Source organism: Rhodothermales bacterium, from assembly GCA_041391505.1.
Classification (GTDB): domain Bacteria; phylum Bacteroidota; class Rhodothermia; order Rhodothermales; family JAHQVL01; genus JAWKNW01.
Genome location: JAWKNW010000028.1, coordinates 57,905 through 74,685, shown reverse-complemented (window position 1 = coordinate 74,685; position 16,781 = coordinate 57,905). Strand labels below are relative to the sequence as shown.

Below are 16,781 nucleotides of genomic sequence, written 5' to 3'. Positions count from 1 at the left end.
GTACACCGCGAGGCGGGGGTACCACTGGGCGATTTCGTAGAGCGGGCCGTCGCGACCCATGCGCGCGCCACCATAGGGCGGGATGATGAAGTACCAGTCGACCTCGATGTCGAGCCGGTCTCCCGGCTGGATGGCTTCGGGGAGGTCGACGCGCATCGTGGTGTTGTAGACGGTATGCGCGAGGTCGCGCCCGCCGGCCTGGATGCGGGTGACCCAGATGCCGCCCTCGAACCCCTGACACGAGAAGTCGAACACCGACCCCAGGAAGATGAGCGGCGGCTGGTTCAGCTGGTTGGTGACGCTCGTCGGCGCGCACATATTCTGTTCGAGATGCATCCAGAGGTAGGGCAGGGCATCCGGCGAGTTGTTGGTGTAGCGGATCGTTTCCGTCCCGTGGAGCTGGTTCTTTTCGGTGTCGAGCGTGCCCTTTATGGTGTAGTCGACGCGCTGCTGCCAGTAGGCTGCACCGGGCCGGCCGGCGCCGTTGCGGATGTTGTTGGCGGCCGGCAGGCCGAGGTCGCGGAACGGCGAGGTGTTGTCGATGGCGCGCTGCGCGTGCGCCGCCGGAGCGATCAGGCAGAACAGGAGAAAGAAGGCAATACGGTGCATCAGAATCAGAGGATCGATGAATGGTGTCGTCCCCCGAATATACTACCCCGCGTAAAGACGCAAAATATGGCGCCTCCGCCACGCAGGGCCATCGCATTCTCACCTTGGCCGTGAGAAACGTATGGTAGTTTGGGTGCATGGGGGCATTTATTACCGGAGAATCTCCCATACCCCCATACTCCCATACCGGGAGATGCTCACGCTTGAAGAGCATGCGATGGCCCTGCTCCGCCACGTACTGAACGCGCGGAAGACGTCCGCATCCCTTCCAGACACCTTTCGCCCCCAGCGCCTACCCTCCGTCAACGCCCGTCAGGCCGGCGGACGCGCACCGGATCAGCCGGCTGCGCCGGATGGGTGACGCCCTGCGTCTTCAGCAACTCCAGCGCCACCTCCACCGCCTTCTCGATCTGGAGGTCGCGGCCTTCCGATGCGGCTCGGGTCGTCTGCTCGACCTCGTAATCCGGCGGGATGCCGATGTTTTCGACATCCCACTCGCGGTCCAGGTTAAAAAAGCCGCCACGGGGTGCCGTCATCCCGCCGCCGTCGATAAAGTCCGGGACGTCCCAGATGCCGACCAAGCCGCCCCAGGTGCGGGTGCCGACGAGCGGACCGACGCCGCGATGCCGGAACATGTACGGCAGCATGTCGCCGCCCGAGCCGGCGCGTTCGTTCACGATCATCACCTTCGGTCCCCAGATGCCGGCGTTCGGCGCCTTCCACGGCGTCTTGTCGCCGATCGGGTTGTTGAAGTAGCCGTACAACGGGCGAGCCATGAGGTCGACCATATAGTCCGCGATGGATCCGCCGCCGTTGTACCGCTCGTCGATCACCGCGCCCTGCTTGTCTTGCTGCGCGAAATAGTAGCGGTTGAAGTTCGTGTAGCCGTCCTGTCCGGTGTTGGGCAGCCAGACGTAGGCCAGCCGGCCATCCGACAGCCGATCCACCATCTGTCGATTGCCCTCGATCCAGGCCTGATTGCGCAGCGCCTGTTCGCTGGCGACCGGGACGACCGTCACCTGCCGCGATGGCTCACCCCCGGGCGTCGCACTCAGCGTCAGGACCGTCTGTTTGCCGGCCGTGCCCTCGAACAGGCTGTATGGATTCATGCCGGCGCGAAGCTCGCGGCCGTTCACCGCCAGCAGGTAGTCGCCTTCAGACACCTCCAGCCTCGGTCCGGAAAGCGGGGCCTTGATGGTGGGATTCCACCGTTCTCCCGTGTAGATGCGGGCGATGCGGTAGCGGTTCTGCTCCATGCGGAAGTCGGCGCCAAGCAGCCCGACCGGCACGGTCTCGACGTTCGGAAAGTCGCCGCCGCCGACGAACGAGTGCCCGATCGACGTCTCGCCGCCGAGGATATCGAGCACGTAGCTCAGGTCGCTGCGGTGGCGGATCGAGGGCAGCCACGCCCCGTAGGTGCGCTTCGCCCAGGCGAGATCGAGGCCGTGGACGTTTTCGACGTAGAAGTAGTCCCGCTGGAATCGGATCGCCTCGTTGAAGATCTGCTCCCACTCCGCCGCCGGGTCCACGTACGCCCGCATCGCCGAGGTAGCGATCGTGCCGTCGCCGGCCGCCGGCGTGCCGGTGGCGTCCACGATGCCGTACCCGCCGCCCGGCATGGCGTACAGGAGCTTCGTGCCGTCGTGCGATACATCGTATCCGGCGACGCCCGTCATGAACGGCGTGTCCTTCCGCTCCGATACGGCGTACCGATGGAGCGTCAACCCGTCCTGATTCGGGATTCGCTCGGCGAAAAACACGACGCCGTCGCCGGCCTGCACATCCGAATAGGGGCGGGCCGGGACGTCGAGGGCGACGATCCGGTACGGCAGGCCGTCGAAGTCGATGCGGACGTCGACCGGCTTTTTGGTGGTATCGCTCTCGCTGCCGTTTGAATCGGTGTCGGTCGCTTCGTCGTCGCTCTGGGGGGCGAAGGGGGCGGCCTCATCGGCGCTCAACACGACCAGGTATACCGCGTAATCCGCCGTGAACGGGTACGACATCATGTCCAGCCAGGCCACGCCGACGCCGTAGTTCGTACTGGCCAGGAAATAGAGGTATTTGCCGTTTTTGTCCCACGCCGGCTCCAGGCTGTTGGACATGCCGTCCGTGATCATCACGGGCTTGCCGCCCTTTTCGACGTCGTAGACGAAGATCCCGTTGAACTGGTTGGGGAGATAACGCGAGTAGGCGATCCAGCGCGAATCGGGCGACCAAACGGGCTCGATGTTGCGCGCCGGCGTGGCGAATCCTTCGTTATCCACCTTCTGGATTTTCCCCGTGTCCACCGTCACGACCCAGATGACCCGGTCCGCGTCGGTGAAGGTGAGGTGCTTGCCGTCCGGCGACCAGTGGGGGGTGTAGAAGAAGGTGGCGCCCGGCAGCGCGAGGGTCTTCTGTACGGCGCCAAACTGGTCGGCGATCACCAGCTGGTATTCGCCCGAAGCATCCGAAAACCACGAGATGCGGCTTCCATCCGGCGACCATGCCGGCGCGCGATCGGCCGTCCCGGGAGAGGCGGTCAGGTTGCGGACATCGCCCTTTTCCGCCGGCACCGTGAAGATGTCGCCGCGCGCCTCGAACACGGCGCGTTTGCCGGTCGGGGAAATCGCACTGTGCGTGATGTAGTCGCCCACGTCCTCCCAGTGCGGCCGGGCCCAGGGGAAGTCGCCGCGGACGTTGACGACGAGACGCTGCGGTTCGCCGCCGGCGGGCGAGAGGGTGTAGAGCCAGCCCCCGTTTTCAAAGACCAGCAGGCCGCCGCCGGCCTCGAGACTTTTGCTGTCGAACTCCCGGAAGTGGGTGCGCTGTTCGATGGAACGGGTTTTTGTGTCGTAGGACCATACGTTCATCGCATAGTCGCGATCGGAAAGGAAGAAGATGGTGTCCCCGATCCATACCGGACTGTTGTCGTTCGGCCGCTCGTCCGCGCTCCAGGGGAGCTTCTCCTCGTCCAGCGTCTGGAGGTTCAGCACGCGGATCGGGTTGTTCTGTCCGCCCCGGTAGTTCCGGAATTCATCTTCCCAGGGCTGTACCATCTGGTAGGCGACGTGCGAGCCATCCGGCGCGAAATGGCCCTGGAAAGCGCGTGGCATGGGCATCGGCTCGGGGAGGCCTCCCTCGCGGGATACCGTGAAGAACCGGGTGACGCCGACGGGCGATGTGCGGGCGGAGGCGAATACGATTTGGCGGCCGTCCGGCGTCCAACCGCGTACGAGGTCGGCGCCGGGATGCCAGGTGATGCGCGTAGGCTCGCCGCCGGCGGTGGCCACGAGGTAGACGTCGGTGTTTCCGTCGTACTGCCCGGAAAAGGCGATCCACTGGCCATCCGGGGAAAAATGCGGTTCGGTTTCGGCCCCCTCGAACGTGGTCAGCCGCCGCGCGTCGCCGCCGGCGCGCGGGGCGATCCAGATGTCGTTCGCGTAGACGAACGCCACATCGGTTTCGCTGATCGCCGGGTTGCGCAGCAAGCGCGTGTCTTCCGTCTGGGCGGCCGCCGGCAACCCGGTGGCGGCGGTCAACAGGCACAGGATGAGGCAGCGGATCGTGGAGTGGGGCATGGCGGACCTCAGGATGGTGACGATGGGGATATATACAAAATTCCGGGGCCATCCGCATCCAGGATCCGGGCGGCCTTACGAAGGTGGAGCCGGACGCAACGAGTGGGTAGACGGTACTGCATCCTTCTTCACGCTACGCACGCCCGATGCACCGCATCCTTCAAGACCTCAAGGCGACGGCCGCGCACCGCCTCAAGTACGGGCGCTACGCCCTGCAGGGGCATCGAGGGAAATACGCCGCCCGGCAGGAGGCTCCGGGCGATGCGTTCGGGCACGTCTGGTGCGACCTCGAGGTCGTGATACGGATGCGGGGCAACGGACCCGAGGTGAATGCGAGCCGCATCTGGAATATGAAGCTGGCCGCTTCGTACTTCGATGGCCTCGTCGTCGAACCGGGGCAGATCGTTGGGTTCTGGGAACGCGTGCCGGCGCCCCGCCGGCGCAACCGGTTCCGCGAGGGGCCGGCCTTTATCCGCAATGTGGTGACGCGGGATGTCGGGGGCGGGCTCTGCCAGATCTCGACAGCGCTCTACAAGCTTTTTCTCCGGGCCGGGTTTGAGGTGATCGAGCGGCATAACCACAGCATCGACGCCTACGGTGCCGAACGGTATTTTATCCTGGGTCAGGACGCGACCCTGTCTTATGGCTACAAGGACCTGATCGCCCGCAACGACACCGGGGTCCCGGTGCAGCTGCGCATGGCGATCGACGATGCGAATCCGGTCGTGCGCGTCAGCCTGCACGGCCGGCAGCCGATGCCCGGCCACGTCTCCATCGAAACGCAGATCGTCGACGAACTGCCGGCCGTAGCGGGGAATACCAGGCCGGGCTGGCGCGTGGAAACCGTCCGCACCGTCGAGCGCCCCGGCGACCGGCGCGTCCTGCGCTACGTGGACGTCTACCGGCCGCACGCCGGCTGACCGCGACATGTTTTGACAGCCAGATCCGCCGCAGCTATTTTGGCTTCCCGATCCGATGCCGGATCCTTCAGCCCGATCCTCTAGCACTCGTCCCGCGTTATGCCGTCCGCACCCTCACTGTGTCGCTTCCCGCTCGTTGCCTTGCTGGCGGCGACCTGCCTCACGCCGGCCGCCTTAGCCCAGCAGCCGCCCATCCGCGGAGAACAACCGCAATCGACCGTCGACACGTTCGTGCCGGAGCCGGCGGGCATCGAGATCGAAACCTGGGTCGATAGCCTGTCCATCCCCTGGTCCATCGTTTTTCTCCCCAACGGCGACGCCCTGATCGCCGAGCGCCCCGGGCGCATCCAGCGCGTGCCCGCCGGCAGCCGGTCGCCCGTCGAAGTCGCCTCGTTCGACGTCGTCCACGACGCCGACATCGGCCTGATGGGACTGGCCGCGCATCCCGACTTCGCCAACCGGCCTTTCGTCTACGCCATGTACGCCTATCGGAACGGCGACAATATCTTCACCCGGGTGGTCCGGCTCGCCTACGCGCCCGAGAAGCTGACGCCCGAGAAAGTCATCCTCGATCGGATACCATCGGCGATCATCCACGCCGGCGGTCGCATCGCGTTCGGTCCGGACGGGATGCTGTACATCGGCACGGGCGATACGGGGCATCCGCCTCTCGCGCAGGACCTGCACTCGCTCGCCGGCAAGATTCTGCGGCTCACGCCGGACGGCGACGTGCCGGCCGACAACCCGTTTCCCGGTTCGCCCGTGTATTCGCTGGGGCATAGGGCGGTACAGGGGTTGGCGTGGGATCCGGCTACCGGCGCCATGTTCGCCTCCGAACACGGACCCTCCGGCTTCCCGCAGGAAGGCGGCGTCCGCAACCGGGACGAGATCAACCGGATCCTCCCCGGAAAGAACTACGGTTGGCCGATGGTCGTCGGCGCCCCCGGGATGCCGGAGTACGAGGATCCCATCGCCATGTGGCCGTCGCACTCCGTCCCGCCATCGGGCATCGCGTTTTACGAGGGCGATCTGTTTGTCTCCACCCTGCGGACCCAGGCGCTGATCCGGATCCGCTTCGGGGAGGATTACGCCGTTGATTCCATCGAGCGATGGTTTGCGGACAACCCCAACGAAGGCCGGCTGGGCCGATTGCGCACGGTGACCGCCGGCCCTGACGGATACATCTACGTCGGTACCGGGAATAAGGACGGCAAGGCCGCCCTGCGCCCCGGCGACGACCGCATCCTGCGGATCCGGTACACGCGCTGATCCGCCCGTCGGGATGCCCCCGACGCCATACATCCCCTGTTCCTCGCATCCACCCGCCGGATTCGCCTCTCGCCGGCGTAGTGCCGCCGGGCGTACGCTGAGTCGTACCGCGTTCAGAGGCCGGCCGCCCCATCTGCGGCGGGCTTCGACGCATCAGGACTCAAAGCGGTGACGGTTATGGTTGCGACATTCAAAGGAAAAACAGCGCTGGTCACGGGAGCGGCCTCGGGTATCGGCCGCGCCACGGCGCTGGCGTTTGCCCGGGAAGGCGCCTCGGTGGCGGTGGCGGACATGGATGAGGCGTTGGCCCGGGAGACCGTAAAGATGATCACGGACCAGGGCGGCAAGGCGATCGCCATCCGGGTGGACGTATCCGACCCCGCCCAGGTTGACGCCATGGTGGACCGTACGATCGCGGCGTTTGGCCGGCTGGATGCCGCCTGCAACAACGCCGGCATCGGCGGGCCGCTCGCGCTCACGGGAGACTATCCCATCGAGGACTGGGATCGGGTCATCGCCGTCAACCTCCGGGGCGTCTGGCTGTGCATGCGCGCCGAGATCCCGCATCTGCTGAAACAGGGCGGCGCCATCGTCAATGTCGCCTCCATCCTCGGCGTCGTGGGGTTCGCGCACGCGTCGGCCTACACAGCCGCCAAACACGGGGTGGTCGGCCTGACGCAGGTCGCGGCGCTCGAATACTCCGCAAAGGGCCTTCGCATCAACGCCGTGTGCCCCGCGTTCATCGAGACGCCGATGCTCGAACGGGCCGGCTTGCTGGACGATCCGGCCGCGAAGCAGGGGCTGGTCGCGGTCCATCCGATCGGCCGGCTCGGCCAGTCCGATGAAATCGCCGAGACGGTCGTATGGCTTTCGTCGCCGGCGGCGTCGTTCGTCACCGGGCACGCCATGCTGGCCGACGGGGGCTACTGTGCGCAGTAAGCCGGGACGCCGCCGTGGGCGCAGCTGAGCCATTTCGTGCGAAAAAGCAGTAGGTTGATGTAGAGCGTTCAGCGGTGCTGAAGCCTGCGTTCGATGACCGGCGCGCCGAGTGCGCAGGGTCATAACCTGGTAAAACGTTCTATTTTTTGCTACGTTTGGGTCGAACGAGCGATTACCCACCAGCCTCGCACGTTGCCATGGATCACGAAGCCGGCGATGAAGACGCCCTCGGCGAATTATTTGAAGCCGTTTACACCGAAATGCATCGCCTAGCCGCTGTTCAGCGGGCCCGCTGGGTAGGCGACTTCACCATCAACACGACGGCGCTCGTGCACGAGGTGTACGAGAAGCTGTCGCGCGCGCCGAGCCCCGGTTGGTCGAGCCGGGGGCATTTTTTTGCCCTGGCCGCCAAGGCCATGCGGCAGGTGCTGTACACCTACGCCGAACAGAAAAACGCCCAGAAGCGCGGCGGCGAGCTGATCAAGTTCTCGCTGGAGGATGGCGAATACGAAACCCGCGGCGTGTTTACGTTTTCGGACGATCAGGCCCTGCATCTCATCGCGCTCGAGGATGCGCTGCGCCGACTCGAGCAGCACAGCCCCCGCGAAAGCCGCATCGTCGAGTGCCGGTTTTATCTCGGTCTCAGCGTGGAAGAGACGGCCGAGATGCTCAAGATCTCACCCGCGACCGTCAAACGGGGATGGGCGGTTGCAAAAGCGTGGTTATACAACGAAATTACCTGACCTCGCGCGGTGACGCGGCCATCGGGACGGCGCTCCAGGCTTTTCGCTCCGGGTCTGGCGCACGCCGCGACGCGTCCGGTGTATTCATCCCAACTGCTTGCTGTCCATGTCGGCAGATCGTGGCAAGGCTATCGTGGTCCTGCTAGGCGAAGTGCTGGCGCTGCCCCCCGAGCGCCGGGACGCCTATGTGGATGAGGTATGCGGCGGCGATGCGGAGCTGAAGGCGGAACTGCAGCGCCTGGTCAAGTCGGCCGACGATGCCGAGGAAGTGGGTTTTTTCGAGGAACTGGGGAAGCGTGTCAAGGAAGTCGTCCAGCCGCCCGAAGCGCTCGAACCCGGCGAATCGTTCGGGCAGTACGTGGTCGAAGGGGTGGTCGGCCGGGGCGGGATGGGCATCGTCTACCGCGCGCGTGACACGCGGCTGCAGCGAACGGTCGCGCTAAAGTTTCTGACCGGGTCCTTCGTCACCTTCGGCGAGGGGCGGCAGCGCTTTCTGAACGAGGCGCGCGCGGCCGCGGCGCTCGATCATCCGAATATCTGTACGATCTACGAGATCAGCGAGCGCGCCGGCACCCCGTTCATCGCCATGTCGTATGTCGTCGGCAAATCGCTGAAAGAGGTCGAAGCGGACGGCCCGCTCGAGATGGCCGAGTCGCTGCGGCTCGGGATGCAGATCTGCGAAGGGCTCCAGGCCGCCCACGCGAAGGGGATCATCCACCGGGATATCAAGCCGGCCAATCTGATGATCAACGACCAGGGCCGGCTCGTGATCACGGATTTCGGGATCGCCAAACTGCCAGGGACGGACGACCTGTCCAAGTCGGGCACGACGCGCGGCACGGTCGCCTACATGTCGCCCGAGCAGGCGCTCGGCAAAGAGGTGGACCCCCGCTCCGACCTCTGGTCGCTCGGCGTCGTGCTGTACGAAATGCTGACGCGGAACCGCCCGTTCGAGGGGCGCTCGGAATATGAAGTGATCCAGGCGATCCTCAACGCCGAACCGCGATCCATCGAGTCGATCCGCGGCGACGTGCCCCGCGAGCTGCGGTCGCTCATCTACAAGCTGCTCGCCAAGAAACCGCGCGACCGGTACATCGGCGCCCACGACGTCCTGGTCGAGCTGCGCGCGATCGACTCGACGATGCGGCTCCGGCAGGAAATGACGCGCGCCGCCCAGGCGCTCCCGTCCATCGCCGTGCTCCCGTTCGTCAACATGAGCGCCGACCCGGAAAACGATTACTTCTGCGAGGGGCTCGCCGAGGAGCTGATCAACGACCTCGCCAACGTGTCGGGGTTGCGCGTCGTCGCGCGCACCTCGTCGTTTGCCTTCAAGAGTCAGTCGCTGAACGTGCAGGACATCGGCCGCAAGCTGCAGGTGGAGCACATCCTGGAGGGCAGTGTGCGCAAGGCCGGTAACCAGGTGCGCATCGTGGCGCAGCTCGTGAGCGCCGAGGACGGCTATCATGTGTGGTCGCAGCGGTACGACCGGGTGCTGGACGATGTGTTCGCCGTGCAGGACGAGATCGCGCTGGGGATCGTGGGTGTGCTGCGGGTCAAGCTCCTGGGCAACCAGAAAGCCGGCATCCTCAAGCCCACGACATCCAACCCGATCGCGTTCGAGCGGTATCTCAAGGCCCGTTTCCACTGGAACCGCCGCACGCAGCAGGATCTCGAACAGGCGATCCAGTTTGCCGAGCAGGCGCTGCAAGAGGATCCGGCCTACGCGAATGCATACAGTTGCCTGGCCGACAGCTACGTCCTCTCCGGTCTCTACGGCTATCGCCGTGGCGCGGACGTGTATCCACTCGCCCGGGCGGCGGCCGAGCGCGCGATCCAGCTCGACCCGCTTCTGGCGGAGGCGTACACCTCGCAGGGGGCCTCGCGGGCGTTCGATTGGGACTGGAATGGCGCCGAACGGTCGTGCCGGAAGGCCATCTCCCTTAATCCGGGTTATCCCACCGGCCACTCCTTCTTCGCCGGCTTCATTCTGGCCGCGCAGGGGCGTTTCGAGGAGGCGATCAACGAGATCGCCATCGCCGGCCACTACGATCCGCTCTCGTTTGTCATCCAGGCCGCCTCGGGCATCATCCACTGGCAGGCCCGCCAGTACGAGAAAGCGTTCGAAATCGCCTCGCGGGTGATCGAAGCGAATCCTCGCTTCTGGCTGGCGTATGCGCTGCGCGGGCTCGTGTACGAACAGTGGGAGCAGTACGACCAGGCCATCCTCGCGTTTCAGCGTGCGATCGAGCTGGCCGGCTCGCGCTCGTCGACGCTGGGACTGGGCATGCTGGGCCACGCCCTGGCGTGTGCCGGCCGCACCGAGGAAGCGGAAAAGGTGCTCGATCTCTGGGGCGATGATGGGGAAGGCCGCTATGCGTCGCCGTATGACCGCGCGGTCATTTGTCTCGGGCTCCAGCGGTTCGACGAGGCGCTCGACGGGTTGCGGATGGCCGTGGAGGATCGGTCCAGCTGGATCGTTCTCGCGGATGTCGATCCGCGTTTCAGCGCGTTGCGTGGCGACCCTGCGTTCGCCGCGATCCGGGACTCGATGTGGATGAGCGCCTGAGCGGATCAGGCCGGCGACTGCTGGGGCGTTTTCCCGAGGGAAAGGATCAGTGCGACCGCGGCGAACAGGAGCAGGGCGGACAGGAGCAGGATGCCCGTATACGTCGCGAAGGCGTCGAATGCCTGGCCGTAAATCATCGGGGCGAGGCCGGACGCCACCGTAAAAAAGGCGAACAGCGCGCCGTAGATGCTGCCGTAATGCCGGCGGCCGAAATAGATGCGCGTGAGGTAGGCGATGATGTCCAGTTCCGCGCCGGTGGCCAGCCCGAGCGTCATCGCCGCCGCGATGGCGAGGGTGGATGACAGTGGGGTCGTGGCCACGAGCACGATGGCCGGCAGCGGCAGCACCAGAAAGATCGCCGCGACGCCCGGAGCCCAGTAGCGGTCGAACAGCGTGCCCACCATCAGCCGGCCGAGGATCACGTGCGCACCCAGGATCGATGCCAGCCGCGCCGCCTCCGCCCGGGGCATCCCGTAGTGCGTCATCAGGGGCACGAGGTTCGACACGGGACCGACCACCGCCAGCACGCTGAGGGCGAGCGCGATGCACAGGGCCCAGAATTTATAAGTTTTCAGCGCCTCGACGACCGTCATGCCCGGGTCATCGTGCCGGTCCGATGCCAGCTGGGCGGCGTCGCCGGGGTGCAGCCAGGCCAGCACCACGGGCAGCGAGAGGAGGAGCGCCCCGCCGCCGAGGGCCCGGTAGGCGCCTCGCCATCCGTAGGCCTCGATGAGCGACTCCACGATCGGGGGCGCGGCGACCGCCATCAGGCCGGACGCCGCCATCGTCACGCCGATGGCCAGGCCGAGGCGGCGGTCGAACCAGCTCGCCACGATGCGCAGCCAGGCGATGGGCAGGGAGCCGGCGGAAAAGACCGCGAGGAGGAAAAAGCCGGCGTACCAGTAGGTCAGCGAGCCCGTATTGAGCGAGAGCAGGCCGTAGCAGGCGGCGTGGCCGATGAGGCCCGCGATGCCGACGGGGCGGGGGCCGAGGCGGTCGACGAGGAATCCGGTGATGGGCGCGGTGATGAGGCCGGCGACCATCATGATGGTGAATCCCCGATAGAACTGACCGAGCGTCCACCCGAACTCGCGGGTGATCGGTTCTACGAAGAGGCTTTGCGTGTAGAAGGTGATGGCCATGATGCCGCAGGCCATGCCCAGCATTGAGGCAAGGAGCGGCTTCCATCCGCGGGCGAACTCGTCCATGAGCAATCATCGTGCGGCTGTTGCAGGGCGAATATACATCAAATAAGATGTTATGCAGCAGCGACAGGGAGGCCTTCACAGCAAGGTCGCATTCTCCGGGAGGCGGGAAAGCAAGCGGGGGATGGGGCAGCCGACCAATCAATATCCATGGGGGCGCCGCGCCCATCCCCGCCCATCAGGTATCGCGGTATCTGGTCCGATACCCCTAACGGCACAGATCGCGATCACAGGGAACTACTGGAAAAGGAGCGGGGAGGGATCACGCGGGGCGAAAAAAAGTGAGCGCCGGCGCCGGCAGGCCCGAAAACGCGAAAACCCCGGCGCATCACAGGATGCACCGGGGTTTTTATGCGGTTCGGACGGGACTCGAACCCGCGACCTCCGCCGTGACAGGGCGGCATTCTAACCAACTGAACTACCGAACCAGTATGTCTTCCGAAAGGCCTCAAGAAGCGGCGCTTCCGGTTTCGAGAGGCTTTTAACGTGGCCCCTCGAAAAGAGATCCGAATGATACGGTAGCCGCATGCCGGCCACAAGCCCCCCGGCCTCCAAAAAATGCGGGAAGGCCGTGAAAAAAAGTTGAAGAGCCCGGCAGCCGGCCCCTACGTCCGTCCGCGGGCCATTTGCAGATCGTTTCGGATGTGTTTAGATTGCCCCGTGCTGCCGATCCCCGTCGTCGTACGGGGACGCGACAGCACTTCACTCCATGAAATCAGGGGTCCTGTAAGCGCTTGCAGCGAACGACGACCGTACCACCGCCGGTTCGCCCCGTTGCCCCTCCGCGCTTGCCGTTCTGATAGATGTTTTTTCCCATACAGTCCGCGCGTTCCGTCTCCTGCGGATCCGTTCCACGCCGGGCTGTCGTTTGTTCATCTGACAGTGGAGACACCAACCATGACAACAAGTAACGAGGGCATCAACCACCAAAAGCTGTTCTGGGGGAGCTGCCTATCTCTGATCACGACGGCATTCGCCTTCTCGGTGACGCGCGAGATTCAGACAGACATCCAGGTCGAATTCCTCCTGAGCAACGCCAATCTGGGCCTTTTCGGCGGCGTCTTCTTCTGGGGATTCGTGCTCTCACAGGTGATATTCTCCCCGCTGTGCGACACGATCGGCATCCGCCCGATCGTGCGCGGTGCGTTCGTCGGCCACGTGAGCGGCGCCCTGCTCATGATGTTCGCCTCGAACTTCACGATGCTCTGGGTTGGTTCGCTCCTGACCGGCGTCGGCGCCGGCCTCGTGGAAGCCGGCTGTAACCCGCTTATCGTTGCGCTCTATCCCAAAACGAAGACGCACAAGCTGAACATGTTTCACATGTGGTTTCCCTATGGAAACGTGATCGCGGCGCTGCTCGCCCTTGGGCTCTCCGCGATGGACGTCGCCTGGGAAACGCGCCTCATGCTCATCCTCATCCCGGCCGTGATTTATGGCGTGATGATGTTTACGGCCAAGTACCCGCAGACGGAAGGCGTCGCGGCCGGCGTGAGCACGGGCGATATGCTCAAGGCCTGCTTCACCTCGCCGCTCATGCTCATGATGCTCGTGATGATGCTCATCACGGCGTCGATGGAGCTGCCGCCCTCGAGCTGGGTGCCGCCCTACCTCGAATCCAGCGGGACGATCCCGGGCATCCTGGTCTTCGCCTTCGTTTTTGGCATCATGGGCACGCTGCGCCTGCTCGCCGGCCCCGTCGAACGCGTGCTGCGCCCGACCGGCATCCTCTTCGGCGGCGCCGTCCTCGCCACGATCGGTCTCTATGCCTTCAGCCAGGCGGAAAGCACCTTCATGCTGTTCTTCACGGCCGCCATCTGGGCCGCCGGCATCGCCTACTTCTGGCCGACCATGCTGGGCTACGTCTCGGAAAACAATCCGAAGAGCGGTGCGCTCGGGCTCGGCATGATGGGCGCCATGGGCATGATGGCCGCCGCGTTCGTTACCCCGTACGTCGGCACCGTGTCCGACGAACTCGGCCATGACCGCATCCCGGCGACGGAAACGGTCAGCATCCTTAACGAAGTCAGCCGCACGCTGCCGACCCTGTCGGCCACGGGCGACGACGCTGCCGCCATCAACGAGGCGGTCACGATGGCCAACCAGGCGCTGTCCGAGATGCAGAACGGCGCGTTGCCGGCGGTGACGACCACGCAGGCGCTCCGCGCCATCGACAAGGTCAAAAGCCTCCCGGCCGTGGCCAGCAGTAGCGCCTCGTCGGCCGCCAATTCGGTGTCGGAAATCATCCATGCGGCGGATACCTACGGTCAACGGAGCGCGCTGAAGGGGCTATCGCTCTTCGGCATCATCCTGATCGTCGTCTTCGGCGCCCTCCTGCTGCGCGACCGCGCGCGCGGTGGCTACAAGGCCGAGGACTTGCTTTCCGAGCACGCCGAAGAGGCGACCTCGTACTGAATGGTTTAAGGTTCGAGGTTCAAGGTTTAAGGGAGGCCATGCCTTTCTTGAACCTTGAACCTCATCCTGGAACCTTGAACCCTAAACCTTGAACCTAAAACCCCAACACCCCATGGATCGACGCGAAGCCCTCAAACGTGTTGGCGCCGTGATGGGAGGGACGCTCTCGTTGCCGCTCATCTCCGGCGTCCTCGCCGGCTGTGGAGGAGGAGGCGGTACCGCCGCGTTCGTCCCCAAAACACTCACGGCCGACCAGAATGAACTGGTCGCCACGCTCTCCGAGCTCATCATCCCCACGACGGACACGCCCGGCGCCCGCGCCGCCGGCGTCAACGAGTTCATCGACCTGATGCTCACCGACTGGTATGCCGCCGATGACCGTGATCGCTTCGTGGCCGGGCTCTCCACGGTAAACGACCGTGCGCGCTCCGCCCACAACAAGGCGTTCGTCGATTGCGACGAGGCCCAGCAAACGGCCATCCTTTCCCAGATGGAACAGGAAGCTATGGCCAGCCAGGGCGGCGGCAAGCCGTTCTTCACCCTGCTGAAAGAAATGACGCTGACGGGCTACTACACGTCTGAAATCGGCGCCTCGCAGGAGCTGAAATACGTGCACGTGGCCGGCTACTACAACGGCGACGTCCCCTATTCCGAGGTGGGCCGCGCCTACTCGTGATCGTGGTGCCTGCGCCCGATCGCGCGAGATACCGCGTTTTTCCACGATTGACGCGTCGTTGTTGACGCGATTGCGGAGCCATGAAGAAATCGATCTATATCGCCCAGGAAACCAATACGTACGATGCCATCGTCGTCGGGTCGGGGATATCCGGGGGGTGGGCAGCCAAGGAGCTCACCGAAAAAGGACTGAAAACCCTCGTGCTCGAACGGGGACGGCCGGTCGAACATCAGACGGACTACATCACCGAACACAAGGCGCCCTGGGAGTTGCCGATGCGCGGGCGGGTGCCCACGGAGGTGGCCGAGCGCGACTATGCGATCCAGCGGCGCACCGGGCAGTTCGACAGTACGGCGCAGCACTGGTTTATCAACGACCGCGAAAACCCGTACGTCGAGGATAAACCCTTCACCTGGATTCGCGGCAACCATGTCGGCGGCCGCTCGATCATGTGGGGCCGGCACTGCTACCGCTGGAGCGACCTGGACTTCGAGGCCAACCTCCGCGACGGGATTGCGGTCGACTGGCCGATCCGCTACCGGGATGTGGCGCCGTGGTACGATTATGTCGAGCGCCACGTCGGCATCAGCGGCGAAGCGCTCGGACTGGCGCATCTGCCCGACAGTGTCTTTCAGCCCGGCATGGAGCTCAACGTGGTGGAAAAACACCTGCGCGAGCGCATCCGGGCGGCCTTTCCCGAACGTTACCTCACCATCGGGCGCGTCGCCATCCTGACCCAGGCGCTCGGCGGCCGCGCGGCCTGCCACTACTGCGGTCCGTGCATCCGCGGATGCTCCACCGGGTCGTATTTCAGCAGCCAGGCGTCGACCCTGCCGGCCGCCGCCGCCACGGGCAACCTCACGCTGCGTCCATACAGCGTCGTCCATAGCGTCATCTTCGATCCGCAAACCGGCAAGGCCGCCGGCGTGCGCGTGATCGACACCGAAACGATGGAGACGATGGAGTTCCGGGCGCGGCTGGTCTTCCTCTGCGCCTCGGCGCTGGGGAGCACGCAGATCATGCTCAACTCGCAGGATGCCCGCTTCCCGAACGGCATCGCCAATTCCAGTGGCGTCCTGGGGCAGAATCTGATGGACCACCACTTCCAGGTCGGCGCCAGCGCCATCGCGGAAGGTTTCGAGGATCGCTACTCCTACGGCAACCGGCCGACGGGTTTTTATATCCCGCGGTTCCGGAATATCGACGCCGCCACCCGCCGGCGCGACTATATCCGCGGCTTCGGCTATCAGGGCGCGGCCGGCCGGGTGAGCTGGGGCCGCGGCGCCCAGATTCCCGGTTTCGGGGCCGAACTCAAGGAGGCCCTCCGCGAGCCCGGACCGTGGCGGGTCAGCATGACCGCCTTCGGCGAATGCCTGCCGCGCGCGGAAAACCGCGTCACCCTCGATCCGACCGTGACGGACAAATACGGCATCCCGGCGCTGCGCATCAGCTGCGGCTGGGGCGACAACGAGAAGGCCATGCGCGGCGACATGGGTGCCAGCGCTGCGGAGATGCTCGAAGCCGCCGGCTTTACGAACGTGGCCATCTACGACAACTACGTCGAAGGCACGACCAACGCCGCGCCAGGGCTGGGTATCCACGAGATGGGCACGGCCCGCATGGGGCGCGATCCCAAGACCTCCGTGCTCAACGGCTACAATCAGGCCCACGACGTCCCCAACCTGTTCGTCACCGACGGGGCCTGCATGACGTCGTCCGGCTGTCAGAACCCGTCCATCACCTATATGGCCCTCACCGCGCGCGCCGTGGATCATGCGGTGAATGAGATGAAAAACGGAAACCTCTAAATCGCAGATTACAGATCCTGAATCGCAAATTGAGTTCGGTAGATCGCATTGGATCGTTCTCATTTGCCTTTTAA

Annotated in this window: 11 protein-coding genes and 1 tRNA gene; 8 read left to right on the top strand and 4 right to left on the bottom strand. The window is 65.0% G+C overall.

What is annotated here, in order from left to right; all coding sequences use genetic code 11:
• Together R2834_20650 and R2834_20645 are read right to left on the bottom strand one after the other, a co-directional pair.
• The coding region (locus R2834_20650; protein MEZ4702755.1) for a M1 family peptidase at nucleotides 1-609 on the bottom strand (609 nt) is incomplete at its 3' end.
• Nucleotides 610-911: 302 nt separating this feature from the next.
• Nucleotides 912-4,169, bottom strand: a complete 3,258-nt coding sequence (locus R2834_20645) for a PDZ domain-containing protein (protein MEZ4702754.1) — start codon at nucleotides 4,167-4,169, stop codon at nucleotides 912-914.
• A 146-nt stretch (nucleotides 4,170-4,315) separates the two neighbouring features.
• On the opposite strand from R2834_20645, the gene R2834_20640 reads away from it, so the two are divergent.
• From R2834_20640 to R2834_20620, 5 genes are all read left to right on the top strand, one after another.
• Complete coding sequence (locus tag R2834_20640; GenBank protein MEZ4702753.1) at nucleotides 4,316-5,089, top strand: VanW family protein; 774 nt, start codon at nucleotides 4,316-4,318, stop codon at nucleotides 5,087-5,089.
• A 99-nt stretch (nucleotides 5,090-5,188) separates the two neighbouring features.
• Nucleotides 5,189-6,358, top strand: coding sequence for a PQQ-dependent sugar dehydrogenase (locus tag R2834_20635; GenBank protein ID MEZ4702752.1), 1,170 nt, complete (start codon nucleotides 5,189-5,191; stop codon nucleotides 6,356-6,358).
• Nucleotides 6,359-6,535: 177 nt separating this feature from the next.
• Nucleotides 6,536-7,297: an SDR family oxidoreductase gene (locus R2834_20630; GenBank protein MEZ4702751.1), complete on the top strand. Its 762-nt coding sequence runs from the start codon at nucleotides 6,536-6,538 to the stop codon at nucleotides 7,295-7,297.
• Between the two features lie 197 nt (nucleotides 7,298-7,494).
• Complete coding sequence (locus R2834_20625; protein ID MEZ4702750.1) at nucleotides 7,495-8,040, top strand: ECF-type sigma factor; 546 nt, start codon at nucleotides 7,495-7,497, stop codon at nucleotides 8,038-8,040.
• A 106-nt stretch (nucleotides 8,041-8,146) separates the two neighbouring features.
• Nucleotides 8,147-10,606: a protein kinase gene (locus tag R2834_20620; GenBank protein ID MEZ4702749.1), complete on the top strand. Its 2,460-nt coding sequence runs from the start codon at nucleotides 8,147-8,149 to the stop codon at nucleotides 10,604-10,606.
• Between the two features lie 5 nt (nucleotides 10,607-10,611).
• Here R2834_20620 and R2834_20615 read toward each other — a convergent pair whose 3' ends face one another.
• Complete coding sequence (locus R2834_20615; protein MEZ4702748.1) at nucleotides 10,612-11,814, bottom strand: MFS transporter; 1,203 nt, start codon at nucleotides 11,812-11,814, stop codon at nucleotides 10,612-10,614.
• 351 nt (nucleotides 11,815-12,165) lie between these two features.
• Nucleotides 12,166-12,239: transfer RNA gene (locus R2834_20610), tRNA-Asp, on the bottom strand.
• Nucleotides 12,240-12,708: 469 nt separating this feature from the next.
• Here R2834_20610 and R2834_20605 point away from each other — a divergent pair.
• The 3 genes from R2834_20605 (at nucleotide 12,709) to R2834_20595 (ending at nucleotide 16,707) form a co-directional block, all read left to right on the top strand.
• Nucleotides 12,709-14,223: an MFS transporter gene (locus tag R2834_20605; GenBank protein MEZ4702747.1), complete on the top strand. Its 1,515-nt coding sequence runs from the start codon at nucleotides 12,709-12,711 to the stop codon at nucleotides 14,221-14,223.
• A gap of 112 nt (nucleotides 14,224-14,335) precedes the next feature.
• Nucleotides 14,336-14,899 (top strand): gluconate 2-dehydrogenase subunit 3 family protein, encoded by a 564-nt coding sequence (locus R2834_20600; protein MEZ4702746.1) that lies wholly within the window; start codon nucleotides 14,336-14,338, stop codon nucleotides 14,897-14,899.
• Nucleotides 14,900-14,979: 80 nt separating this feature from the next.
• A complete protein-coding gene (locus R2834_20595) occupies nucleotides 14,980-16,707 on the top strand; it encodes a GMC family oxidoreductase (protein MEZ4702745.1) in 1,728 nt (575 codons plus the stop codon).
• The last annotated feature ends 74 nt before the right edge of the window (nucleotides 16,708-16,781 follow it).

Coding starts and splice junctions, on each gene's coding strand:
- R2834_20630 (MEZ4702751.1), top strand. CDS start 6,536: ATGGTTGCGACATTCAAAGGAAAAACAGCGCTGGTCACGGGAGCGGCC.
- R2834_20595 (MEZ4702745.1), top strand. CDS start 14,980: ATGAAGAAATCGATCTATATCGCCCAGGAAACCAATACGTACGATGCC.
- R2834_20620 (MEZ4702749.1), top strand. CDS start 8,147: ATGTCGGCAGATCGTGGCAAGGCTATCGTGGTCCTGCTAGGCGAAGTG.
- R2834_20645 (MEZ4702754.1), bottom strand. CDS start 4,169: ATGCCCCACTCCACGATCCGCTGCCTCATCCTGTGCCTGTTGACCGCC.
- R2834_20635 (MEZ4702752.1), top strand. CDS start 5,189: ATGCCGTCCGCACCCTCACTGTGTCGCTTCCCGCTCGTTGCCTTGCTG.
- R2834_20615 (MEZ4702748.1), bottom strand. CDS start 11,814: ATGGACGAGTTCGCCCGCGGATGGAAGCCGCTCCTTGCCTCAATGCTG.
- R2834_20640 (MEZ4702753.1), top strand. CDS start 4,316: ATGCACCGCATCCTTCAAGACCTCAAGGCGACGGCCGCGCACCGCCTC.
- R2834_20605 (MEZ4702747.1), top strand. CDS start 12,709: ATGACAACAAGTAACGAGGGCATCAACCACCAAAAGCTGTTCTGGGGG.
- R2834_20625 (MEZ4702750.1), top strand. CDS start 7,495: ATGGATCACGAAGCCGGCGATGAAGACGCCCTCGGCGAATTATTTGAA.
- R2834_20600 (MEZ4702746.1), top strand. CDS start 14,336: ATGGATCGACGCGAAGCCCTCAAACGTGTTGGCGCCGTGATGGGAGGG.